This window comes from Mesorhizobium sp. M0598 (assembly GCF_040320865.1).
Classification (GTDB): Bacteria; Pseudomonadota; Alphaproteobacteria; order Rhizobiales; family Rhizobiaceae; genus Mesorhizobium.
The window spans coordinates 1-23126 of sequence record NZ_JAMYQL010000044.1 but is presented as its reverse complement, the minus strand read 5'-3'; the positions used below and the strand labels follow the sequence as shown (position 1 = coordinate 23126).

The following is a 23126-nucleotide window of genomic DNA, read 5'->3' as shown; positions in this document are numbered from 1 at the left end:
GGGGCGTCGGTGACAAGGAAGGCGCTAGCAGGCCGGCACGAACGCCAGGCTGCAGCGGCCACCGAGACACCCCGCCCGTGGACGTAATTCGCCGTGGCAGGTCTCCTGGCTCGCGGGGTCATAGCCTCTACCCGTCTTCCCAAGGCTATTCGCCTCAGTGACATGAGTGGGGTTGGCTCGCCGCTAACAGTTGCGGGGGCAGCGCCGGCATCGCACCGGCTTCCCTCTTAGCTCCGCTGCGGCAGCGCCGTACGGAGAACCACGACGCGGGAGACAATTACAGCAGTTCGCTTCTTTGTCAATGCCGCATAAAGAAATGTTTATGTCGTTATGTTAAATTTCCGTTGGCATGTTCCAAAGGTCGCCTCGAAAGCGAAAACTGTGGAAGCCTTGAGCGGCCGGTAAATCAAAGCAATGACGCACGGCGCCCTTGTCCAGGAGGATAGGAGTTCGTCGGCTGCCGGCAGCAAACATACCGGCAAGCGCCGTGGTGCTGCTTAGCGCATCATGCGAACCACCTCGGCGTCGAACTTCGGCTCCGAGGTTCCGACCGCTTCGTTGGTGATCTGCTCGCGACCATATTCGGCTCAATGGGGAGGCTGTTGCCCATGTGGAAGCTGTTGGCCGTGATGCCCTCGGTGATATGACACAACGATTTCGGGGGGAGCACACCGAGGCCAGGCGCAGCGGCGTGTTGCGAAGTGATCGAGGCCAATGTCTCGAACTGCTTGTTCGCAGCCCACCGGCTCAAGGTAACCCGGCTCAAACCACCGGGCCAGCTCAAGTCCTGTCCAAATGAGGCCTGAGCGGCAAATCGTCGTGCACGCGCACGGTTTGGCGTTCGATCTTGTGATGCGTCTTGGGCGGACAATCGCCAGGGTGCAGCGCGCAGAAGCGGTCCCCAATTGGGAAGCCGAGGGCGGTGAGGGCAAGCCAGCGCCACAGGCGGAAGGGGACTTGGACCTGTTTGCCCTGCTGGACCACAAGTTCGCGACACAGGGCCTCAAGGAGAAGACCAAGAGTGATTATGCGCGGGACCTCGCCAAATTCATCAAAAGCAGCGGGCAGTCAAAGTTCGGCGCCGATTGACATGGAGATAGCCATCGCGGCGGACCGCCCAGGCGGACCGCAAGCCGGAATACAACCGGGTGCAGGCGGCCAAGCTCGTCCACAAGATGGCGTCGGGCACACACCGGCGATGGGAGAGCGGACCGTGGAGTGCAGGAACTTCACGCCTATCCACGCTCCCGTGGACGTGTCCTGCGGCACATCGGCAGCGATATTGAGGAGGCAGTTGAGCTTCTGGTCGAGCACTCTTACCTGCCACTACCTACGCTTAACGTCATCTCGTACTGAAAACGCACCACGCAAGGTCGAGATGTAACATGCGCCCTTCGTGGATGGTTCTAAGCTTCCTCGGGCGCGGTCAATCTGTGATAACGGTCGCTTGGAACCTCCATCACCGCGACGCGATCAAGGTTGGCGTATCGCGCTCGGTAGTAACCTTCTTCCTCCACTTCGGCGAAACTACACTGGGGAACGTCAAAGGTCGCAGCTTCCAATCCGAAGAAAGTCGTAGCGGTTTCTTCATCCAAGAAGTTCCACTCATCTTCTCCGTCGTCATATGTGACGCGAACATAGGAGGCCATGCGCACGGCTTCCTGATCACCCATCTCTGCGATGATGGCATCGCATTCTTTCTTCAGCTTTCCTGAAACCTCACCCTTATCCCAGTCATCCAAAGCCCGATAGATTTCTGGATGATAATACTCTGGCATCTCCTCTACATCGTCACCGATAAGCTCAATGGTGCGGACATATTGCGGATTTATCAAGAGTATTTTGTTGTCAAGGCTCCAGCAATACAGCCATGGCCTGCTTGTGTTATTTCTACGCAGATTATGAAGTTCCTTCAACTGACGTAAAATCGATTCACGCGCCTTTTCATCGATAGGATATTGGCGGCTGCCAACAGTCGTCTTGATTCTGAGCGTGCCGTATCGCGTTTCGGCATCGGCAATTGCAAACGGGCTCGTGCGCCACTCCTCGACATCAATCTTCCAGCCCAGCAGCTCCTCGACCGTGCATTTCAACGTGAGACAAAGGTCCTTGATCTGCTCGACGTTCAACTGCGTTTTGCCTGTTTCCCAACGGGCCACAGTCTGTTGCGTCGTTGCCATCTGCTCTGCCAAATCTTTTTGAGTCATGCCCAGTCGAACCCTAAGCTCTTTCATGTTCATAACTCACCTCGCGTGTTCAACACACGCATTGTGGATGAATTAATCTAACACGTCAAGCGTGTTCAAAAATCGCAGCATGTGTTTTTAGGGCGTCTTCGAGGCTCCGGCAGCCTTTCGTGACCACTTGCGGCAAGACACAGGGCTGGTACACAGCACGAATGGGCGATCAAAAATTACTGCTGCGATGCTCGTCATCAGCCAAGCTGCCGCCGCACCTTCCACTAGGGTGCCAAGGTTCGAAATGAGTGCAGCCGACCATAGCGAACGGAAGGTCTTGTGCTCAAAAGGAACGAGTGAAGATGTTCTCTTCGCCATTGTGGGAAGCCCTCGGGATTGACCGCGGGGCTGGATTTGTTTCGCCTCACTCAACCATGGCCTCGCCGTACAAGCCAAGCTGCCACAGTGCGCGCCTGCTAACCCAGAAAACTTGGCGGCCTTACAGGCATGCGCAGGACGCGCGAAGCCGCTCAAATCCCCCAGATGGGTCAGCCATCGAAGACCGGCATCACTTGCCCGTTGAGCGGCTATACGATAATGCTCCGCGCTAAGCAGGAAGCGCCAAAAATTCGAGCGGCGACTTCATTCTCCTATTCAGGAAGGAACTATGAGGCGGCAGACGCGACCATTCACCGTGGAAGTCAAACAAAAGCGCAATTATCAAAAATCCGCACGTTCCATCTGGGGCAATTTCGACATCGCCGCGGCGATGGCCGAGACAACAAAGGAAGTCGAGCCGTTAAATCGTCAGCTTGTTGACTCTACTGTAGTGGTCCTTGATGCTGAACCTTTGCACGAACCGCGAGTGGAGCATTTCATGGCCAATCCTCTGGAAACCGAGTCAGCAGTAGTTAGCGAACCGGCAGACAAAACGGAAACGCCAAAACCGAAGGCGAGAGCGCGGCGGTCGAGGAAGCCAGAAGCTGAGGCGAGCTCGCCTGCCCGCAAGAACGGCGCCAAGCCGATATCCGCGGCCACTGAAGCACCGCCGTCAGCGCGAACAGGCCGAAAGAGCTACTCCGCGAAGGATCGTGCCCAGAAGCTGGCGCAGATCGAGACCTCGATCGGCGGCGGCGCTACTCTCAAGAGTGCGGTGAAGCAAGCCGGCATCTCGGAACAGACATATTATCTTTGGAAGAAGGCGGCGGCGCCGGCGGCGGACAGTGACGGGCTGAAGGATCTCGTCGCGCTCGAGGAAGAAAACAAGCGGCTAAAGAGCCTGCTTGCCGATCGTCTCCGCAAGGAGAATGCGGAACTGAAGAAAAGGCTCGGGCTGGATTAAGAAGGGTGGGCAGCTGGTTCTTGGCTCCCCACCTACAGCAATACCGCCTGCTCGGCCTCTCGGCGCAGATTCTGCCTTGGCCTTGGGCCGATCTGCTGGATGACCAGCCCGGCCGCTAGCGAGCCGAGATCGCCGCACTGCTTCAGGCTGCGGCCTTGCGTGTAGCCGTAGAGGAAGCCGGCGGCGTAGAGGTCGCCGGCGCCGGTGGTGTCGACCAGCTCGCGGATCCTGGTCGCATTGATGGTCACGGTCTCGTCGCCGCGCACGATCACCGAGCCCTTTTCCGAGCGGGTGACGGCGGCGATCTTGCAGTCCTTGCGGATCCGCGCCAGCGCTTCGTCGAATGACCCGGTCTGGTAGAGCGACTTGATCTCGTGGCTGTTGGCAAAGACGATGTCGACGGTGCCGGAGCGCATGAGATCGAGGAACTCGTCGCGGTAGCGGTCGACGCAGAACGAGTCCGACAATGTCATCGACACTTCGCGCCCGGCGGCATGGGCGAGCTTCGCCGTCTGCCGGATCGCTTCCTTGGCGCGCGGCGGGTCCCACAGATAGCCCTCGAAATAGGTGACGGCCGCGCCCGACGCCTTGTCGGCCTCGACGTCCTCCGGGCCGAGCTCGACGCAGGCGCCGAGATAGGTGTTCATCGAGCGCTCGCCGTCGGGCGTGACGAAGATCATCGAGCGCGCTGTCGGCGGTTCGCCGTTAAGCGGCCTGGTGTCGAAGGCGACGCCCTGGGCATGGATGTCATGCGCGTAGATTTCGCCGAGCGCGTCGTTGGAGACCTTGCCGAAGAAAGCGGCGCGGCCGCCGAAGGAGGCGACGCCCGCCGCCGTGTTGCCGGCGCTGCCGCCCGAGGCTTCAATGGCCGGGCCCATGCGGCTGTAGAGCAGTTCGGCGCGCCTCGTGTCGATCAAATTCATTGCGCCCTTGATGATGCCGTTCGTCTCCAGGAACGCCTCGTCGCACTGGGCGATGATGTCGACGATGGCATTTCCGATACAAAGCACGTCATAGTCCGGCATAATTCATGTCTCCGCCAAAAAACCCACCGGCTTTCTGGCATGCCGGCCGCGGGCGGGTCTGGCCAGTGGGAATGGGCTTTCCGCTTGCCAATCCGTTCGGCGCCAGCCCCTCACGGGGCGGCAAGTCCTGCCTCGCGACGCAATTCGTCGGCCCTGTCTGTCTTCTCCCAGGTGAAGTCAGGCTCTTCACGGCCGAAATGGCCATAGGTCGCGGTCTTGCGGTATATAGGGCGTAAGAGATCAAGCATCTTGATAATGCCCTTCGGTCTGAGATCAAACAACTCAAGAATGAGGCGCTCGATCCTTCTTTCCTCAACCCTCGCTGTCCCGAACGTGTTGACCATGACAGAAACCGGACTGGCCACGCCGATTGCGTAAGCAAGCTGCACCTCGCAGACGTCCGCAAGTCCGCTAGCGACGATATTCTTTGCGACATACCGGGCCGCATAGGCAGCTGAGCGGTCAACCTTGGACGGGTCCTTGCCCGAAAAAGCGCCGCCGCCGTGACGACCCATCCCACCATACGAATCGACGATGATCTTGCGTCCAGTGAGACCGCAGTCGCCGCGCGGCCCGCCGACTACGAACCTCCCCGTCGGGTTGACCAGAATTCTGATGCCTTCCGTCTCCAGGTGGGTCGGCAGGACAGGCTTTATGATTTCCTCAATGACGCCCTCGCGGACCGTCTCTTGCGAGACCTGCTCGTCATGTTGGGTCGATACGACGATGGTATCCAGGGCGACCGGGCGCAACCCCTCATAGCGCACTGAGACTTGGGATTTCATGTCAGGACGCAACCAGCCAAGCTGTCGTGCTTTCCGGACATCTGCCTGTCGTTTCGTCAAGCGATGAGCGAGCTGGATCGGCAAAGGCATCAAGGTATCGGTTTCGCGGCATGCGTAGCCGAACATGAGGCCCTGATCTCCCGCTCCCTGCTGGAGGTCCTGCCCTCGTCCCTCGTCAACGCCCTGGCTAATGTCGGGCGATTGCTCGGTGAGTGCATGAACGACGGAGCAACGCCGGCCGTCAAAGCCGACGGCCTCATCGTCGTATCCAATATCGAGAATCGTATCGCGCGCAACTTGGCTATAATCCACCCGCGCATCGCTGGTAATCTCGCCAGCCAGAACGACTATCCCTGATTTTACCAACGCTTCACAGGCGACGCGCGCCTTGGGATCGGTGCGGAGGATGGCATCGAGGATGGCATCCGAGATGTTGTCGGCCAACTTATCCGGGTGTCCCGCGCCAACCGATTCGGAAGAGAACACGAACTGCCTAGCCATGAAATGCCTCGTTTCGGGTGTTGGAGTTGTATGGGGCATTTTGCTTAGCCCACCTTACCTGTCGGTGAGGCCCGGGACCTCGAACGCAGCGCACAAATCGGCAACGTCTCTTCGCACGCAGGCATGGAGATCTTCGTCTTCTGGCGCGCCGGAGGACGGAGTCCATGAAGCCAGCAATTTGCACGGTTTCCACATCGCGCAAGCCCATTGACGTCACTGCTGGCGCCCGCAGGCGAATTCCGCTTGTGACCTCAGGATGGCGCGGGTCCCCCGGCACCATATTAAAGTTCGTAATGATGCCTGCCTTCGCTAACCGCTCGGCATAGGCCTTGCCTGATAGTGGTCGATCGCGAAGATCAAGGATCAGCATGTGATTGTCAGTGCCCCCGGTGACCAGGTCATAACCTCGGTCCAGAAGCGCGTGGGCCAGAGGCCGCCAAGCGAGACCGTCCGCAAGTGTCGGGCGGCGCGATGGCGCCGTCGGCGGAGTTGTCCATGGTGGTTTCGCGCTCCAATTGGATCTATTTCACGGTCAAGCATGCGATCCCCTTCGACGGCGCGTCTTGTGTCGCTTCGAGCCGTTGAAGGTCTCGTTTGTGATAGCCATCGCCGTGGGGCAGGAGATCAACCAACAACTGAACCAGCCCGCCGTCCTTACCTGCCGCTTTGAGATGGTACGAGCACCACGGGCGTTGTTCGGTGCAGTAAAGAAAGTCGGCTCTGGCCAGCAGCCGGACGTGTCGTACAACGTGATCACGACGCAGACCCAGAATCTCCGCTAGCTGGCGGACAGTTAGGTCCGCGTGCGCGCAAAGACCTAGGATTCGAAGGCGATCTAAATGCGCTGCCGTCCGTAGGCGACTGACCAGTGTCAGCATTGGTCAGGACCAAGCCACTTGGAAAGCCTGGGCACTCCTACTGAATTTGTCATTTCGCGTTCTCCACAGATGTTGCGGCTTTCGAACCAAATTATATGGTTGATTGTCCACCGACCGGACAATGTCGGTGGCCGTGAAGATACTGTTTTGAGCCGATATGGCTGTGTCGAACAAACAAGATGGGCGCTCTTCTTGCCATTGCCTTTAGCCGAAATTGCACGCAGTTCGGCGGGTCGGAGAATAAGCGGCGCCACGGTTTGGACCCCACTGACCTCAGACGTTGCAATAAGCCTACCATTCACAGCGAACCGAAGTTGCTAAGAGTCTATGAATTTCCTTGAAGGATCTGTTGCAACGTTTGCCCAGCCCGCTCGTGCTCCCGGTTTGCAGCGGTCAATCTCGAGCAGACTGACCGTGATGCAAAGATGACAAAGAAGGTTCCCTTTCAATCCGATCTTCTTCCGGCGCCAAGGGATACGGCCTGTTCCCGTGTAGTAAAGCGTAGTGAGAAGATTCCATGTGCGGTCAGCTTGATCCTGGATTTTACGCTCGCTGGACTGCTTGATTTTGCGGGGAAGGGTGACCCTATCGTCCAGCACGTCCTCCCAAACGAGCTGAGCTCAAGGAGGCTCATGCCGTCGAATGGTGAGATTTTGCGGGGCTCATCGGCTTTGAAATATGTGTCGATCAAGTGCCGCATATCAGCCTCGTAGGCCTTCAGATCGAGGCTTTCGTTGCTGGCCAGACGCACAGTGTCCCGCGCATTCAGGTAATGCTCGACCTGTTTCTTGATGCGGGCAACGTGGGCGTTGTTGTAGCCTGCGGCATCCATTTCATCCGCGATATTAGCATACGCCCGCAGCAGCCCTGCGGTTGCCTTGTACAGGGCCGCGCGCTGAGGTTCGCGCTCTTTAAGGTCTGACGCGATTTCGGTGTTGCCGCAGAAGAAGTGGATGTATTCCAGTTCTCCTTTCGGCGGCTCCACACGCTCGCAAAGCAGGACAATGCGTTCCAGGGCTTGATCGAGACGTTCTTTTCCTTTTTCAGACGGTCCTTGAGCAGCACATCCGGAGCCGGCCCGTCGTCGGAATGATCAAGTTCCGACGTATAGACCGCGATCGCATTCTCAACCTTTCTTGAACAGGCCCTTGTAGGCGACGATATAACCGAAATCCTTGTCCTCGCCGTCAAGCCGATTGGTCCGGCAAATCGCTTGGAACAGGCCGTGGTCCTGCATAGACGTGTCTATGTAGACATAGGTGCAGGGTGGCGCATCAAAAGCTGTGAGCAGCTTGTCGACGACCACCAGCAGCTTCATGTTCGCCGGCTCCTTGGTGAAAAGAGCCTTGGCCGCCTCCTCGTACACCTCGGTTTTGGACAAACCGCCCATGGCCTCAACGCCCTTCAGCAACTCGGTGTAGGTGTTGTAAATGACCTGCCGGTCGATATCGGTGTTGGCGCCCGTCTCTTCCTTTGTGATGTCCTGCGCATTCGGATTGTACGATGTGATCAGGGCGCACTTGTTGCGGAACGGGGTCTTTTGAAAAAGCTCGAAGTGCTTGCAGGCTTCGTAGATGCTGGAGGCCACGAGAATTGCGTTGCCGCGTTCGCTTGACAGGCGGGGCTTCACGCTGAAATCGAAGACGTGCCGCTGACGACACGATCCATGCGGGATCGCGAGCTAAGCACGTTTTACATCGTGCCCCATTTCTTTTTTAGCTCATCCCTTTGCCAGTCATTCAGGGCCTTGGTTTTGGCATCGAACCACTGATCAATTTTTCCTCTGAACCCAGGCGCTGGTCGATATCGCGTGCTTCATAAAAAACGAGGTCGAGAACGACTTCGTGCTCCACCGCCTCGCTGAATTTGTAGGTGTGGATGATGTATCCCTTGCGCACAAGGTTGCGCCGGAGTTCGGCTTCGGCGTTGCCGCGGAAGAGAACGCCGTGCGGCAGAATGCAGGCGCCCTTACCGGCGCTCTTCAGCGACCGGACGATGTGTAGCAGGTAGGCGTAATCGCCCTGCTTGGCGGGCGGTACGCCGAAACGACTTCAAGCGATCAGCTCATCATGAAGCGGGTCAAGCCCGGTGCTCCAGCGCTTGTCGCTGAAGGGCGGATTGGCGACGACGTAATCAAAGGTCTTGAGCGCATCGCCGTCGCGGAATTTGGGATCGGTGAGGGTGTTGCCCTGCATGATCATCGCGGTGGGTGCGTTGTGCAGGATCATGTTCATGCGCGCGAGACCGCTGGTGGCCGATCCTTCTCCTGCCCGTAGAGCGTGACATTGGTCCCGGCCTCGTCGGCCACTTTCAGCAGCAGCGATCCCGATCCGCAGGTCGGGTCGCAGACGGTGGTGTCGCCGCTGGTCTTGGCGGACCGAATGCCGATGATCTGCGCCATGATGCGGCTGACTTCGGCGGGGGTGTAGAACTGGCCTTTGCTCTCTCCGCTCTCAGTCGCGAAATGGCGCATCAGATATTCGTCGGCATCGCCGAGAATGTCGTCGCCATCGGCGCTCGTTGCTGCCGAACTGGTAACGTCCGGTCATCAGCACATCCGGGGCCATGTCGCCGGGGCATCGCTGCCCCCATATTCTTCCGCGGCCTTGCGGAATAGCCGCCATAACATCCTTTGGAATATCGCTTCTTTTCATCATCCCCCTCAATCACGTACATTCACTGCAACAGGTTCAAGTCGAGCAGCGACCGGGCATACTTTTCGATAAAGCGCCGGGCATGCTTCATCCCGTCTCTGAGTTCCGCTTCGCTAATTTCGTGAGCGCGATGGATGATCCCGTCACGCCGCCCGACCAACGCACTCAGATTGTCGCGGTGGGACAGCCGTTGCGGCGCGTGCAGCACCCCGATCCGTTGCAACGCAGCCTGCAGAGCGCCGAGCGCTTCCCGGGGGCCGAGCGTCTCAGTGCCGTTTTCGCGGAAGGCTGACAGCGCCAAATCTTCCCGCCGCTCAAACAGCCCATAGAGGAACATTTCCACAGCATGCACGGTCGCTATGGCAGCAAGCCGCCGATTATTGGCGCCGCCTTCCAGCTGCAGCTCTTCTGCCTTGCGGAAGAAGTCGCGCGCCATCAGGAGAAAGCCATCGACCTGCGGCAGCATCTCGTTTTGGCGCGCGAGATATTCAAGCACCAAGGCCGCGACAAAATCCTCTGCCCACGGCTCTGCCTGCCAGCCTCCCAGCACGGTCTGACCGGAGACCAGCCAGGCATCTCCAGCCGCCAGCACGTGGGGCACGTCATCGACAAAATCAGACCGGCGAATAGCCTCCATCGCGAGTGTCGTGGCGATGACCTCGGGATCGTCGTCGCCCGCGTCGCGCGGAAGCGCGCCTGTGTCAGGAATAACTTGTGTGATCAGCCATGACACGGCTTTCCGAATTGCGTCGTGGTAGCGGTCATCGCCAAGCCGCTGAAGGGCGACTGTCGCAAGGGCCGTGGCGCGCAGGCCGGGCCGGGGAACCCCTTCTCTAGTTTCATTCCAGTAGCCCCCACCCTCCTGGCGGCGCACGAGGCGATCAGTCAGGACCGCAATTTCCCGGCGCAGATCGCCGATAAGTTTCGGGCTTCGCGAACAGCGCCAGAGTGCGTAGCCGATATCTTCAACCGGGGCGGCAGCTTCTCCCTCGCCAGTGCCGAGCGCGATCATATGCGTTGCGCATTCGGCCAGCGCGCCGTCAAGGCGCCCCGCTTCCGTCGCGCTGCCGTAAAGGTCCAGGAACCACGCCAGCGAATAAGACCAGTCGGCAGGCAAGTCCTGCCCATTGTGATCCCTTGCGACGACGGCCACGACGGCGTTGCGGCCTTCGGGCGTGCGGGGCTCTATCCCAAGGATCGGGTATAATTCGGGTGTCGGCTGCTGAAGGATACGCGCCGGCACTAGCGACAGTGCTTTCTCCAGCGAGGGAGGAAAATCCTCCAGTTCTTCGGCCAGTTCGGCAGCTTCTCTCCTTCGTCCCTCGCGGCGCGCTTCTACATATTCTGCCGCAACCACAGCAACGGTGCGCTGCGCCCGTTCAGCGGTGCCGGTGGCAATCAGCTCGGCCGGAATGTCACCATCCTTGATCGCCCAGTGCGTACGGTGCTGTTCGAACTGTTGAATGCCCAGCCGGTCCGCAATTCTCAACACCGCTGACCGGTCGAGAAAGGCATGTTCCGGATCGGGCTCGAAGGTGAAGGCCAGTTCGAGTCCGCGCCGAACGATATTGCGTATGCGGCCGTGCCGGACCACGCGCGCGTGCGGGCCTCCCGCCCCGACTTCGTACATCAACAGCGCCGGGATTTCCTCCAGCCGGCGCAATGTTTCAGGGCGCGCGAGGTCGATAGCCTCGGCCTCGGCGCCGCTATATTCCTTGAACCGGTCAATGGTTGACGTGAACGGCGGCGTTTCCCACCACTCGCCGTGGCCCGAGACAAGCAAGTTAAACATAGCACACCACCGACCTCACGCCGCCTTCTCCATAGACCACTTCACCCGTTCGGCGAGAAAGGCGGCGAATGATTTCACATTCATATTGCCGCTCGCCTCCTCCAGCCCTGCGAGGTAGGCCTTCCGGTCATCGACTCTGACGACTGTCCAGGGGTAACCGCCTGAAGCCAGCATCGCGTTCATGAGGAACCGCGCCATCCGTCCGTTGCCGTCCGGATAGGGGTGCACATAGCCCACAAGCCAATGCCCCAGCACGGCACGCACGGAGGCCTCCTTCTCCGCCTCCAGCAGGTCGAACAGCTCATTCATACCATCGGCCACCGCTTCGGTACGCGGCGGCACGTGCTGCGAGCCGCGCAGGTACACAGGGTGATTGCGATATCCCGCAAGCGCGCTGGCTTTGAGGATGCCGGCGGTCACTGACGGCGCGAACAGCTCCCGGTACCACTCCCGGTGAGTGTCCCGCGTCAACGCGCCGGCTGGCTTGCCGTTGATGATCGCGGCAACAGAGTCTTTGACCTTTTGGAATGCGAGGTAGTAGCCACGCGCGGCAAGCGCATCCCGGTTCTTGCGGTCCTCTTCATCAATCTCCGGATTCCAGCTCCCCTCGCGCACCCGGTCGATGAGTTCCGGGGTGACGCTGTACCCTTCTATCGACAGCGAATGGTAGGCGTCGCTTTCGTAGATATCCTCGACGAACTTCATATAGGCGTCTTTGTCGGACGGCAGTCCGGGTGCCTTCGGGAATATCTCGATGATGGCTTCGCGCTGCGATTGCCAGATCGCGCGCAGGCGGGCGACCAACGGCGGTACGCCCGCCGCAATAGTTGTCACACCAATTTGTCCCGCGAACGGATCGGATTCGCGCACGTCATAGCCGGCGGCTTTGAAGGCGGCCACGATTTCATCGGCAAAGGAGTCGCGTCCTACGCGACGGAAGGCCCCCGCAAGCCGTCCCGCCACGGCGGAATGGCCGCCATCAAGCAGCAGGGCCAGAACGGTTGATACGTCGCGCACCGACGCCATGGCGATCTGCATCTCGATAGGGGCGCGCTGGAAGAACGCTTCCGGCACCCGGGTAAGGGCGGCCTCGACAGTGAACACGCGCTGGCCGTTTTTCTCTGTCAGTTCGGCCGGCATCTCCTTGACCTTGAGGTCATAGAGCGAAGTGCCGAACAGCAGGTCGATTTTGTTATTCGTGCCTTTGGGGGTATTCACCACCACCTGAGGCGGAATAGTGGGCGCTTCCGCGTGCAGAAGCAGCGACTGCTCCGGTGAGAGGAACCAGTCCTTGCCGAACCGGTCATTGCAGTAAAGGGAGCAGAACTCCCAGAAGCTCGCGTACCAAGGGGTGGTGTCTTGCTGCCGTGCCTGCGGGCCGGTCGACATGAGCCAGCCTTTGATAACATCGCGCAGGAACCCGTTCTGCAGCAGCCGCTCCCGGTGGACGCGGGTCAGCTCATCTGATTTGAATATGCGCCGCCCACCCTCCTGCAGCTCTTTGAGGACGGCCAGTGATACAGCGAGTTTTTCATGGGGCTTGGCCATGGCCGTGCCTTTGCAAGTTTTTAGAGTTGTGCGATTACAAGTATATAGTGCTGATAGGCGACAAGTCAATGATGCTGTGGAGTTGCAAGTTTTTTTAGTCGTGCGATAACAAGTTTTTTATGCGATAATCGGCAAATGCGATCGTTTCCATAGCCGCGCGAAGGATCGTTACCCGGATGGGCCGAGACCCAGCTCCCCCGCAGGCTACCAAGGGCTCGGGGCGAGCCTAGAGCCTGGCCCTCCGAAGCGCTTCGAAGGAGGACGCGCCTCTTTGAAAAACTCGCCCGTTGTGCATCGTGGGTACCCGTAAACGCGAATTCTCGCTCCTTACCTCTCCCTCCCGCCACGATCATCACGGCCGCGCCCGCGCTCACTACGCCACGACGCCCGCGAGATCGCTGCACGCATCTGATCGGCCACCAGACCGGGTTGCAGATGAAGGATGTCCGTGACGCTGTCGTGTGTTTGCACCGTCACCGCAGTGACGGCAAGGCAGCTGCGCACGCCCATGGAGGAGAGCGTCTCGATATCGCGCGCAATTCCGGCACCCCCACTGGAGTCCGATCCGCCGACGACAAGTACATGCGATGCCTGCCTCAGCGCCCTTTCATCCGTTAGAATGAGCGTTCGAAACGCAGGATTCCGCCGACACTGCTCTTCTTGTTGGCGTTGGTCCAATTCACGTTGGAAGCGTCCACCTTGCCGACGGCGAAGTTACCGTATCGGCCATAGTCGAGTTCCGCCGTAACTGTGAAATCTGGAAGAAACGCATAGGCAACGTTTGCAGCGACACCATGGTTCTTGAGCTGATCACCGGAGAGCTGAAGCTTGAACGAAGTTGTCTCGTTGAGCTCGTAAGCGGCGCCAGCCCAGAAAGCCCAGTTCCCGCCCCAAATCTTATAGAAGCCGCGACCATGAGCGTCGATCGCGTTCGTGGAGTCGTCGTTGAGCTTGCCCCTGGAACCGTAGCCGAACATTCCGAACAGCAACAGTTCGTTGGTGACATTGATGTCGACACGGACCTTGGCGGCCACCGATTCGTAGTTGCTATCGTAAGCGGCAACGCCGGTGATCGCGCCCCAGCCATGTGTGTATTTCAAGCCGCCGACTACCTGCGGAGCGTAGCTGTCGATTGTGCCGACCACGCCCGAGCCTTCTTCGAGCGAAACCACGGCCGAAAAGCCGTTCCCGGCGTCGAAGTAGTACTGAACCACATTGGTATCGAAAGCGCCGTACGGAACCGGCGTCTGGTTGAGTACGTCACCCGCGCCGCCAATAAACATGTCGAAGGCCGACCAGTCCTTACCAACTCGGAGGCCACCAAGCTGAATCCAGGCGAAAGTCAAGGTGCTGTCTCCGTTGAAGGCATAGGAACGAGAACTGTCCGAAACCGAAGCGTCGCGGTTACCGAAGTTCATGCGGGTTTCGGTGTAGGTCTTCAACGTGCCGAGTTCGGTCTCCTGGCCGGTCCAAGTTTTCAATGTGAAGCGCGTGTTGTTTTGCCATGTGCCCTGATCCTCACCAGTCCTCACATCCGAGGTTCTTGCGTGATCAACCATATGGCCCAAGCCGACGTCGTAACGGACATAGCCGCCGATGCGCAGGCAGGTCTCAGTGCCTGAAATGTAGACGTAGCCCGAGCCGTAAGCGTCGCAGATTTTAACGTACTCAGTCGGGTCAGGCTCGGCAACGGCGGTCACGGCGCGAGCGTCGGAAACGGCAATCAGTGCCGCAGTTGAGCCGAGGAGGAGGCTCCTAATGTTCATTGTTGATCTCCGTTCAAAGAGTAAAAGGAATGGACGTCAGTGAATGAATTTTTGCTAAGGAAACAGTCGATAACGATGCGGCATTGAGTCGAATTTGAGCAGTTTTGATGCGCTCGTCACGCCAGATGTTCATGAAATTGAGAATATGATTGGGTAGTATTGCTACAAATATGCAATTGTTATTACAAATATAATTATCGCGGAGACGACGCCATTCAACAATTCTGTCCAAATCACCACCGTCATCTCCGCTAGTTGTGGGCGGGCCGTCAAAAAGGCTACTGCAAATGGCGTGCCATCCTGACGACGCGCTGCGGCTTGAAGCTCAAGTGTGCCGGCGGACCTTGGTTCGCTCTTCCTTCCTTTTTGCCTTGCGGATCAACCCAAGCACGAACGGCAAACGTTTCGCCTACGGTTCGTCTGTTCGCTTCGCGACAGTTTCGTTCAATGGCGACAGCTTTGTTTGCTGTGAGCCCCGACGTTTGAGACATCATGCGGCGGCACCGCTCGGTACGACGCCGTCATTTTAGCGAGCGCGATGGTCGATAATCACGCGCTGAACGCGCAGCCTTGCCTCCAGCACGGAGTCACTAGGCGCGCGCCGGCCTTGGCATTGCGGCGGACCTAACGGTCGCGTCGAGCAAGCTCTCGTCCTGATAGACGGCGCGCCACAGCTAATGCTTCTTGCCAGCAATTCACAAAACGAGCTCATCGAGATGCCAGAGATCACCATGGGGCTGCGCTAGCTGGCGAGCTAAGTCTGGTCCCAACGCCGTGTTATCTCGTCGGATGCGGCAGTCGCGCTCAGCAGAATCTCCTCGACCAGGCGCAAGCTGAAGGGAAGGGATGGTGGAACTTAACGGTGCGCGTGAGGATCTCGGCGGGAACAGCCATGGCCAGTTGCTGCCCGAGTGCTCAGACCATCGCTGTCCAGCCAAGACTGAACGGCCGCTATTGCTGCGAAATACAAGTTTCGAGCCCAAAGCGAACGGACTGACATAGCGCAAAGACACAGGCGAGCGCAGCGGTAAGGTTGGTGGTTATCAGCATGGGACGGTAACTGTTGCAGACCACAAAATATCGCGAGGCCGGCCTGCCTTGGTACACTATCTATCCGACTGTGTCGGAGTTCTCTGGGGCGGTCGGCGCCGAGGCTTATGAGGAATGGCTCAGGAACCTGCCGGCTGACGATCCGGTGTCGCTCTATTTTCACGTTCCGTTCTGCCGATCAGCTTGCTGGTATTGTGGCTTCCCCACCACCATCACCCGCCATGATGCGCCGATCCTCAACTATCTGGCGGCGCTGCGTGACGAGATCCGTTTGGTCTCGGAGCGAGCGCCGCAGAGGCTGCCCGTGAGCGACATGCATTTCGGCGGCGGAACGCCGTCTCTCATAGGACCAGCCGAGTTCCTGGCTCTGATGGAGTTCCTGCGACGCCGCTTCGCTCTCACGAAAACAGCTACGGTCGCCGTCGAGATTGATCCGCGCACGTTCACGGCCGAGATGGCCGAGGCCTTAGGAGCGGCCGGCGTGAACCGTGTGAGTCTCGGCGTGCAGAGCTTCGATCCCATTGTTCAAAAAGCGATCAACCGGGTTCAGAGTGAGGCGCAGACGTCGGTTGCCGTGGAAATGCTGCGCCGGCATGGAGTAAGCCGCATCAACTTCGACCTCATCTTCGGTCTCCCGCATCAAACGGTGCAGTCCTGCGTGGAGACCGCGAGGGTGGCGGTCGCAATGCGCCCCGACCGGCTTGCGGTGTTCGGCTATGCGCACATCCCGTCGCTTATAAAGAATCAGCGCCTCATCGAGGAGGCAGTTCTTCCGGGCAGCGCTGCCCGCGCCGAACAGTATGCGGCCGTGGCCGCGACGCTGCGCGCCGCCGGCTACCGCGAGATCGGGCTCGACCATTTCGCCTTGCCGGACGACGAGCTCGCGCTGGCACAGAAAACGGGTCGCCTGCGGCGTAACTCGCTGGGCTACTCGGCCAACACCTGCAGAACCCTGATCGGTTTCGGCGCGTCGGCTATCGGCCGCGTCGGCGAGGGGTACGTCCAAAACGAAGTTACACGGGATTCCTACATCCAGCACATCGCAGCTGGCCGTCTGGCGACGTCAAAGGGCTATCGCCTCACCGACGACGACCGCGTGCGAGCCGCAATTATCGAGCGACTAATGTGCGATCTCGAGGCCGATGTGCAGGCAATCTGTACCGCCCACGGATCTGATCCGATCCGTCTTCTCGATTCAGCTGAACGCTTGGTGATGCTGGCCGAGGACGGGATAGTGGACTTCGAAAACGGTTTTGTCCGCGTACGGCGGGAGCATCGCTTTGTGATTCGTGCTGTCGCTGCCGCGTTCGATGCTTTTCTCGATCGGGATGGCCGTAAGCATAGCCCCAGGTGAGGGCAAACATCCAACCGGAAGCTAAACTCGACGCCCTTGGCCGAGGCCTGTCATGAAGCGCGCGTCAAGGATACGAAAAGCAGAGCTGATCCGCCTATTTCATCTCATCTTCAATGACATCGACCTCGTGGCTGCCACCGAGGCGTTTCCATATTGATCGTGGTAGGTGCGGGATATCTGGGTGTTTCGCCGTCAGCGCATGAAGATCCCCGCCATGTGATGGGTCAGGAGATCGCGGTGGCTGCGATCAGCCCGTCCATCGATGACAGACCGCGGCCACGCCGCTTCGCGAGGCCCGTCAGGTCGCCCCAGGCCAAGGCAACCAGTTCGTCCACCGGCAGGACTCTCGACTCGAAGCGCTGCGGCAGGTCCCGGGCGAGCCATTCGGCCAGTGCGTCACGTTTCCGACCTTTGTCCATGAGGGCAGCGCCGCGCCGGAGTCTCGGCGATCGACACAGACCCGCATTGACCCTACGCGGCTGGTCTTCCTGGATGAAACATGGGTCAAGACCAACATGGCGCCGTTGCGCGGCTGGGGTGTGCGCGGCAAGCGGCTGATGGCCCACGCACCATATGGCCATTGGAAGACGATGACCTTCATCACTGCGCTGCGGCAGGATCGGGTGGAGGCGCCTTGGATCATTGACGGACCCATCAATACGCAGGCCTTTCGCGTCTATGTCGAAACCGAACTCAACAAAACACTGAAGCCGGGCGACATCGTCATTCTCGACAATCCCGGTTCTCACAAGGGCCAAGCCGTCCGCGACATCGTCAGGGCTGCTGGCGCAAGGCGGGTCAAGCCCGCGACAGCGGCAATTTTGTTCCGGCTATCACCCTCTCGTCGAGAACGGCGTGACGGAAGCGATAAAGTTGCGCCGGCCGGCCGCCGGTTTCCGCGGTTGTCTCACCGGTTTCCTCGACCAGCTCCTGCTGCTCGATTAGCCGGCGAAAGTTCGGCTTACGTACGAGCCTGCCGGCAAGCGCCTCCACGGTGCGCTGCAGCTGCAAAAGCGTGAAGACCGGCGGCATCAGTTCGAATACGACCGGCCGGTATTTGATCTTGGAGCGCAGTCGCGCAATGCCGGTCGCCAGGATGCGACGATGATCGGCGATCATCGATCTGCCCGACACCGAGGTGGGCGCAGCGGAATGTCCGGCGCGTATTGCTTCCTCCACCAGCGCGGCTTCGTAGAGCAGCTCATAACGTTGAAGCGCGAGTTCCTCGTTCCAATGGCGGTCGTCAAAGCCGAAGGCGATCGCCGCCCGCCGTCGTCGGTCGAGGCGTGTCGTACCGTCGTCAGTGCCATCCGCCCATTCCATCAGGCGCGGCCGCAATTCGTCCAACACGACCGCCGGTGTGCCGGAGCGGTGATCCTCCCACGGGAAATAGTCGTACCAGCTTCCCCAGTGTCGCCCGGCCGGGTCGCCAGCTTCGTCTTGGTGAGTGAGCGCCAGATAGCTGATAGAGACCACGCGGTCGTCAGCTCCAACCCTGTCGCGATCGGCGAAGGTGTAGAGCTGTTCGATATAGCCGAGCGGCTGGCCGGTCTGTTGTTCCACCCATCCCCTGAGGCCCGACTGCAGCGAACGGTGAGCAAGCTCGAACGGGCCCGAGGGCAGGGCGTTTGCCTGCGGGATGGTCAGAACGCAGGGGGCGCTGCTGTCCATGGCGACCACAACGGCGATCAAGTCCGCATTGACGTCGTTGGCCTTGCCTCCAGCTCCGCCTTTCCTAATCCCTTTTGCGCGATCGTCCATGGTCCCCGACGTTGTTGAGCAGAGCCCCTGCCGCGTAGCGGCTGAACCGATTGAATTCCGTTTTTGTCTGATAATTGTCGGCGCGTCAACACCACCTGTCGTGGCGATTTTAGCTCTTCGCAGCTGCACAAAAAGTGCCAACGCGACATCCGTGCTTGGGGAAGGAGGCCCATTGAGTGCGCCGATTCAAAGCTCGTCGATCGACATTCCGACGTTGTTCTCGTCGGCGACAGCGCGGCATGGTTCTCCACGGCTTGGCGTCGACGCTGGGCGTGACGCTGGAGATGATGATCATGCACGGTCAGGCCTGCGCTCCTGGAGCCGGCGCAAATGGTCGTCGACTCTCCGTTCGGTTCCTTTTGAAGAAACCCGGAGCAGGCTTTCCGCAATGCCTGATAAAGCCCTTCCAGTGCGCCCGCGCCAGCATCATCGCACTCGCACTCCAACACAACCTATGCGAGTCAGTAAATCGACTCGCCGGCACTATTGTTTCAGGGGAAATGAATCTAGTTTCAAAGGGTTCGGCCGATAGGCCGGGCACAGCTGCGGCCTTCACGGCCTTTTTGATATAAACGCGTCGCCGGATTGAGATTATCTTGACGGTAGCGCAGTGCGCCATCCATGCCAGTCGAGATGATCATGGGCAAATATCGAGACCATCGCGAGCCACGCCGGCATCGCTATGACGATGACCCCGTTTCCTTTTCGGAACGGACTTCCGAGCCAAGCTATTTTCAGCGCCCGCCGCCCGTGACGGCAGATCCTGTCGATGCGGAGGTATTGTGGTTCACAGTCAGCAAGGGTTTTGGCTTCGTCAAACTGTCGGATGGCACGGAGGCCTATCTGCACGTGCGAGTGTTAGACGCGGCCGGAAGCCGGGATGTTGCCGCGGGGACGCCTCTCAAGATCACGGTCGAAAAAAGTCCAAAAGGTCATCAAGTCGCGCAGGTGCTGGAGATCGGCGATCACCGCTCGAAAACTCCGTCACATACGCGCGTCGCTGGAGGGACCTTCGTTGAAACCGGTGCGCAGCTGGAGAGCGGGGGCACGGTCAAGTGGTACAAACCCGAAAAGGGCTTCGGCTTCATTGCTCCTGACAACGGTGAGAAGGACGTCTTCGTTCATGCCAGCGCCCTGACGCGCTCAGGGCTCAGCGTGCTGGTGGCGGGACAGAAGGTGTTTGTCGAAGGCGGGCAAGGCAAGAAAGGCTGGGAAGTCCGGAGCATTCGCCTTGCCTAGACGGCGATGCATTGCTCGCCTCGAAGGAGATGCCGGAGAGCGTCGGGCGGCCGTCATACTGCTATCCTATTGGCGCCCCATCGGGTTCCCGGATTGAGCAAGTCCGGATCCCTATTTTATGCCGCTGCCAGCGTTGTGTCCGCCATGTGCACGCGCACTGCCGCTGCCAGCAGGTCGGTCTGGGTGATCAGCCCAATAATGCGTCGCTCGGCATCGACGATGACCACGGCATGGCTGCGGCCGTCGGTGAGCACCGGCAGCAGGCTCATGGCCGGCGTATCGGGAGAGGCGGTACCAGCCTTCGCCATCACAGCCCTCACCGCGTCGGTCGCCTTCGTCAGCTCGCGCAGGCCAACTACACCGACCAGCCCGCCCTCGGCGTCGGTCACCGGCAGCGTCCGGATGTTGTGATCGAGCAGCAAATGACGCGCCTGGTCGGCAGGCGCATGTTCATCGACCGAAATCACATCGCGCGACATGATGTCCTCGCACAGCAGGGTCCGGTGGGAGCGCACCATCGCCTGCAACTCGACCTGCCGTAGCAGCCGCTCAAGATCGTTGCGGTCGATATCGAAGGTTTCCTCCAGCGTGCCGAGCGCGGCATCGATATCCTCGGGCTGGAAGCCGACCCGCTCCCGCGCCGGCGGATCGATGGTTCCATGCGCGCTTTTAAGGGCGGGAGCCGCCACATGCGGATAGTTGCGCCGCGACAGTTTATGTATGCCGTAGCCGAGTGCGACCAGCACATCGAGTTCAGCGCTACCGGAACGAAGGGAAACAGCAAGCCCGAGCTGAAGACGGCCGGTCCGCCGAACACCGCAGTTAAGGCGGCGGCGCCACCCGGCGGATGCAGGCAGCGCGTGAACGACATGGCGGCGATCGCCAGCGCCACCGCAATGCCGGTAGCAAGGACGGGTTCATGCACGAAATGCGCCACGATCACCCCGACCAGCGCCGAAATCGTATTGCCACCGATAATCGACCAAGGTTGCGCCAGCGGGCTTGAAGGCACGGCAAAGAGCAGCACGGCCGATGCTCCCATTGGAGCAACCAGCAGTGCGACATGTGGGCCAGACCCGTTCGCCAGCGCACTGATCACGCCAGTCAATGCGATGCCGATCATGGCCCCGATGCAGGCGAGCAGCCGCTCGCGCAGCGTTGCACCGGCAAGGATCGGAACAAAGAGACGAAACGCCATGGCATACCCTTGGGCGAGTGGTCGGAACTCCGCGCTCCGCAATGCAGGCAAAGCCACAGATTTGGAAGTTAAGCCAATTCGGAAAGTCGGCTCACGGGGGAAAACTTTTGCGCGAAGCGGCCATTGCCAAATGGGTGCAGACATTTTGATCAGAGGAGGCGGACGGCACGCTGATCCGCTCGAGCGCAGCTAGAGGCCAAGGGCTGCCCTGCCGCGGGCAGCCGGAAATGGGGATGGTCGGAGGTCGAGCTGGGATGGACACTAAGGAATTCAGAGGCTTCGAAAAGCGTGCTGACAATGTCGGCATGGCAAGACAAATCAGGCCCTTGTCGCTCCACTTCCGAGGCGAACTCCAGCGGAGTACGGCTTCTACGCGGTGCTTGGTCTGCCTGTCCTTGCCACCATCGGATTCGTTGGCTGCTGAAACGTCCACCAGTAGCCGCTGAGAAGACGACTGCCGCCAGTGCCGTCGTGGAACCGCTATATGACGGCGGCGTGGTTACAGAGCCGGCTCGTGTCGATCGGGCGGGGGAGCCTGATGTGACGTACATGGTCCAGAAAGTGGCCAATGAAGGTGCTGGCATCGTCAACGTGATCAGGTCACGTAATAGCGGTAACACAACCGCGACCACGAGCCTCTCAGGCGTTCGATAAGGCGGGAAAATCCGATCGCCGGACCAAGCGCGATTCCGCCACACTGCCACACACGAAACCGATCAGGTCACGTTCCAGGCTCGCCAGAAGATTGGAGCCGAGGCTACCTCGGCTGAACTCTGCCATGCCGCGGGCCGCCACCTCTCCCAGCCGCGGTAGAAAACGTGGGTCAGCAGCGCCGGCATGGGCGAGCAACTCCCAAATCGCGAGCAGCGCCATCGACACCGCAAGCGGCCGCAGATGTCGGCCGATGAAGCGGAAGGCCGGCGGTGCGATGGAAGAGCCGTGCGACAGCCTATCCCGACCTGCAATCGTGATCAGGCTGATCGTGGGGTCTCCGGACGCCAGCGTTGCAGATAGTTTCGGCAAGCGTGAGCAGGCCGTGGATCACCAATTCGGTCAGGCCGACCACGATCATGGCCGAAAGAACGAGTCCAAATTGAAAGAGCTGACGACCATAGGCCATCAGGTAATCGGAGCCCTTCGAACGATGCGATGAGTTCTACCGCAACCAGGGTCTGCCAGCCGTTGGCAAGGCCTTCTCGCAGCCCTGTAAAGATCCACGGCACGGCGGAAGGCAGCACGATCATCGTGAGTTTCGACCAGCGGTTGAACGACAGGACACGGCCAGACCCGTCTCACGACGACGCCGTTGCGCTTCGCCGCCATCAGCTGGGTAGAGGACTTGCACCTCCAAGCTGTCGATCATGCTCGGCAAACAAAAAGGGCGGCATCGCTGCCGCCCTTTCCGTAAGCTTGCGAGATTGGCTGGATTAGAAATCCATGCCACCCATGCCGCCCATGCCGCCGCCGCCCATGCCGCCAGGCATGCCGCCGCCAGCCGACTCCTTCTTCGGAGCCTCCGCAATCATGGCTTCGGTGGTGACCAGCAGGCCGGCGACCGAGGCCGCGTCCTGCAGAGCCGTGCGCACAACCTTGACCGGATCGACGATACCCATGGCGATCATGTCGCCATATTCGCCGGTCTGGGCGTTGTAGCCGAAGGTCGCCCCCTTGTTCTCAAGGATCTTGCCGGCAACGATCGATGCTTCCGCACCGGCGTTGGCCGCGATCTGACGGGCCGGAGCCTGCAGCGCGCGACGCACGATGCTGATGCCGGCGGTCTGGTCGGAGTTGGCGCCGGTTGCCTTGATGCTCAGCGAAGCGCGCAGCAGTGCGACGCCGCCGCCGGGAACGATGCCTTCTTCGACGGCCGCACGGGTCGCGTTGAGGGCGTCATCGACGCGGTCCTTCTTTTCCTTGACTTCCACTTCGGTCGCACCGCCGACGCGGATGACCGCAACGCCGCCCGCCAGCTTGGCGAGACGTTCCTGCAGCTTCTCCTTGTCGTAGTCCGAGGTGGTCTCCTCGATCTGCTGCTTGATCTGGGCGACGCGGCCCT

At 59.9% G+C, this 23126-nt stretch carries 17 protein-coding genes, 7 pseudogenes and 1 riboswitch; of the genes and pseudogenes, 6 read left to right on the top strand and 18 right to left on the bottom strand.

The annotated features are described in order from the left end of the window. Positions 1–78 precede the first annotated feature (78 nt). Positions 79–279: riboswitch (cobalamin riboswitch) on the bottom strand. 555 nt (positions 280–834) lie between these two features. Beyond that, positions 835–1089, top strand: coding sequence for a hypothetical protein (locus tag NKI59_RS31235; protein WP_352708452.1), 255 nt, complete (start codon positions 835–837; stop codon positions 1087–1089). A gap of 317 nt (positions 1090–1406) precedes the next feature. Here NKI59_RS31235 and NKI59_RS31230 read toward each other — a convergent pair whose 3' ends face one another. Further along, complete coding sequence (locus tag NKI59_RS31230; RefSeq protein WP_352515945.1) at positions 1407–2240, bottom strand: helix-turn-helix transcriptional regulator; 834 nt, start codon at positions 2238–2240, stop codon at positions 1407–1409. A gap of 84 nt (positions 2241–2324) precedes the next feature. Further along, positions 2325–2555 carry an MFS transporter gene (locus tag NKI59_RS31225; RefSeq protein ID WP_352708451.1) on the bottom strand — a complete coding sequence of 77 codons (231 nt, stop codon included), beginning with the start codon at positions 2553–2555 and terminating at the stop codon, positions 2325–2327. A 289-nt stretch (positions 2556–2844) separates the two neighbouring features. On the opposite strand from NKI59_RS31225, the gene NKI59_RS31220 reads away from it, so the two are divergent. Beyond that, positions 2845–3519, top strand: coding sequence for a transposase (locus NKI59_RS31220; RefSeq protein ID WP_352503101.1), 675 nt, complete (start codon positions 2845–2847; stop codon positions 3517–3519). 32 nt (positions 3520–3551) lie between these two features. On the opposite strand, the gene NKI59_RS31215 is transcribed toward NKI59_RS31220, so the two are convergent. From NKI59_RS31215 to NKI59_RS31165, 11 genes and pseudogenes are all read right to left on the bottom strand, one after another. Continuing rightward, complete coding sequence (locus NKI59_RS31215) at positions 3552–4544, bottom strand: adenosine kinase (RefSeq protein WP_352708450.1); 993 nt, start codon at positions 4542–4544, stop codon at positions 3552–3554. Positions 4545–4654: 110 nt separating this feature from the next. Next, complete coding sequence (gene metK, locus NKI59_RS31210) at positions 4655–5830, bottom strand: methionine adenosyltransferase (RefSeq protein ID WP_352452623.1); 1176 nt, start codon at positions 5828–5830, stop codon at positions 4655–4657. Positions 5831–5884: 54 nt separating this feature from the next. Then, positions 5885–6266, bottom strand: a pseudogene (gene glyA, locus NKI59_RS31205) (serine hydroxymethyltransferase); the annotation flags it as partial. Positions 6267–7153: 887 nt separating this feature from the next. Next, positions 7154–7693 carry a hypothetical protein gene (locus tag NKI59_RS31200; protein ID WP_352708449.1) on the bottom strand — a complete coding sequence of 180 codons (540 nt, stop codon included), beginning with the start codon at positions 7691–7693 and terminating at the stop codon, positions 7154–7156. Positions 7694–7834: 141 nt separating this feature from the next. After that, entirely contained in the window at positions 7835–8338 is a 504-nt protein-coding gene (locus tag NKI59_RS31195; RefSeq protein ID WP_352708448.1) for a type I restriction enzyme subunit R domain-containing protein, read from the bottom strand. Between the two features lie 109 nt (positions 8339–8447). Next, on the bottom strand, positions 8448–8606 hold the full coding sequence (locus NKI59_RS31190) for a hypothetical protein (RefSeq protein ID WP_352708465.1): 159 nt from the start codon (positions 8604–8606) through the stop codon (positions 8448–8450). 42 nt (positions 8607–8648) lie between these two features. Further along, positions 8649–9181: pseudogene (locus tag NKI59_RS31185) on the bottom strand (HsdM family class I SAM-dependent methyltransferase); the annotation flags it as partial. A 203-nt stretch (positions 9182–9384) separates the two neighbouring features. Beyond that, positions 9385–11154, bottom strand: a complete 1770-nt coding sequence (locus NKI59_RS31180) for a prenyltransferase/squalene oxidase repeat-containing protein (RefSeq protein WP_352708447.1) — start codon at positions 11152–11154, stop codon at positions 9385–9387. A gap of 15 nt (positions 11155–11169) precedes the next feature. Next, positions 11170–12702: a Fic family protein gene (locus NKI59_RS31175; protein ID WP_352708446.1), complete on the bottom strand. Its 1533-nt coding sequence runs from the start codon at positions 12700–12702 to the stop codon at positions 11170–11172. Between the two features lie 390 nt (positions 12703–13092). Then, a pseudogene (locus NKI59_RS31170) lies at positions 13093–13302 on the bottom strand (bifunctional hydroxymethylpyrimidine kinase/phosphomethylpyrimidine kinase); the annotation flags it as partial. 14 nt (positions 13303–13316) lie between these two features. Further along, a complete protein-coding gene (locus NKI59_RS31165) occupies positions 13317–14468 on the bottom strand; it encodes a porin (RefSeq protein WP_352708445.1) in 1152 nt (383 codons plus the stop codon). Positions 14469–15531: 1063 nt separating this feature from the next. Between NKI59_RS31165 and hemN the strand changes: the two genes are divergently transcribed. Continuing rightward, the gene (gene hemN, locus NKI59_RS31160; RefSeq protein WP_352708444.1) at positions 15532–16872 is read left to right on the top strand and encodes an oxygen-independent coproporphyrinogen III oxidase; all 1341 of its coding nucleotides are present in this window, start codon (positions 15532–15534) and stop codon (positions 16870–16872) included. A 227-nt stretch (positions 16873–17099) separates the two neighbouring features. Here the strand turns inward: hemN and NKI59_RS31155 are convergent. Then, a pseudogene (locus tag NKI59_RS31155) lies at positions 17100–17312 on the bottom strand (PIN domain-containing protein); the annotation flags it as partial. Positions 17313–17333: 21 nt separating this feature from the next. Here NKI59_RS31155 and NKI59_RS31150 point away from each other — a divergent pair. Continuing rightward, positions 17334–17666, top strand: a pseudogene (locus NKI59_RS31150) (transposase); the annotation flags it as partial. A 4-nt stretch (positions 17667–17670) separates the two neighbouring features. On the opposite strand, the gene NKI59_RS31145 reads toward NKI59_RS31150, so the two are convergent. After that, the gene (locus tag NKI59_RS31145; protein ID WP_352469024.1) at positions 17671–18633 is read right to left on the bottom strand and encodes an NUDIX hydrolase; all 963 of its coding nucleotides are present in this window, start codon (positions 18631–18633) and stop codon (positions 17671–17673) included. 147 nt (positions 18634–18780) lie between these two features. Here NKI59_RS31145 and NKI59_RS31140 point away from each other — a divergent pair. Together NKI59_RS31140 and NKI59_RS31135 are read left to right on the top strand one after the other, a co-directional pair. Further along, positions 18781–18993: pseudogene (locus NKI59_RS31140) on the top strand (3-methyl-2-oxobutanoate hydroxymethyltransferase); the annotation flags it as partial. A 261-nt stretch (positions 18994–19254) separates the two neighbouring features. Continuing rightward, positions 19255–19872 carry a cold-shock protein gene (locus tag NKI59_RS31135; protein ID WP_352708443.1) on the top strand — a complete coding sequence of 206 codons (618 nt, stop codon included), beginning with the start codon at positions 19255–19257 and terminating at the stop codon, positions 19870–19872. A 116-nt stretch (positions 19873–19988) separates the two neighbouring features. Here NKI59_RS31135 and NKI59_RS31130 read toward each other — a convergent pair. From NKI59_RS31130 to NKI59_RS31120, 3 genes and pseudogenes are all read right to left on the bottom strand, one after another. Then, positions 19989–21070: pseudogene (locus NKI59_RS31130) on the bottom strand (HPP family protein). A 639-nt stretch (positions 21071–21709) separates the two neighbouring features. Beyond that, a complete protein-coding gene (locus NKI59_RS31125; RefSeq protein ID WP_352708442.1) occupies positions 21710–22093 on the bottom strand; it encodes an ABC transporter permease family protein in 384 nt (127 codons plus the stop codon). Positions 22094–22497: 404 nt separating this feature from the next. After that, positions 22498–23126: TCP-1/cpn60 chaperonin family protein (locus tag NKI59_RS31120; protein ID WP_352708441.1), on the bottom strand; the 629-nt coding region annotated here is incomplete at its 5' end.

Bases quoted from the DNA above. Each gene is read 5' to 3' on its own strand.
- metK (WP_352452623.1), bottom strand. From the start codon at position 5,830: ATGGCTAGGCAGTTCGTGTTCTCTTCCGAATCGGTTGGCGCGGGACAC.
- NKI59_RS31145 (WP_352469024.1), bottom strand. From the start codon at position 18,633: ATGGACGATCGCGCAAAAGGGATTAGGAAAGGCGGAGCTGGAGGCAAG.
- NKI59_RS31165 (WP_352708445.1), bottom strand. From the start codon at position 14,468: ATGAACATTAGGAGCCTCCTCCTCGGCTCAACTGCGGCACTGATTGCC.
- NKI59_RS31230 (WP_352515945.1), bottom strand. From the start codon at position 2,240: ATGAACATGAAAGAGCTTAGGGTTCGACTGGGCATGACTCAAAAAGAT.
- NKI59_RS31135 (WP_352708443.1), top strand. From the start codon at position 19,255: ATGCCAGTCGAGATGATCATGGGCAAATATCGAGACCATCGCGAGCCA.
- NKI59_RS31225 (WP_352708451.1), bottom strand. From the start codon at position 2,555: ATGGCGAAGAGAACATCTTCACTCGTTCCTTTTGAGCACAAGACCTTC.
- NKI59_RS31215 (WP_352708450.1), bottom strand. From the start codon at position 4,544: ATGCCGGACTATGACGTGCTTTGTATCGGAAATGCCATCGTCGACATC.
- NKI59_RS31180 (WP_352708447.1), bottom strand. From the start codon at position 11,154: ATGTTTAACTTGCTTGTCTCGGGCCACGGCGAGTGGTGGGAAACGCCG.
- NKI59_RS31175 (WP_352708446.1), bottom strand. From the start codon at position 12,702: ATGGCCAAGCCCCATGAAAAACTCGCTGTATCACTGGCCGTCCTCAAA.
- NKI59_RS31220 (WP_352503101.1), top strand. From the start codon at position 2,845: ATGAGGCGGCAGACGCGACCATTCACCGTGGAAGTCAAACAAAAGCGC.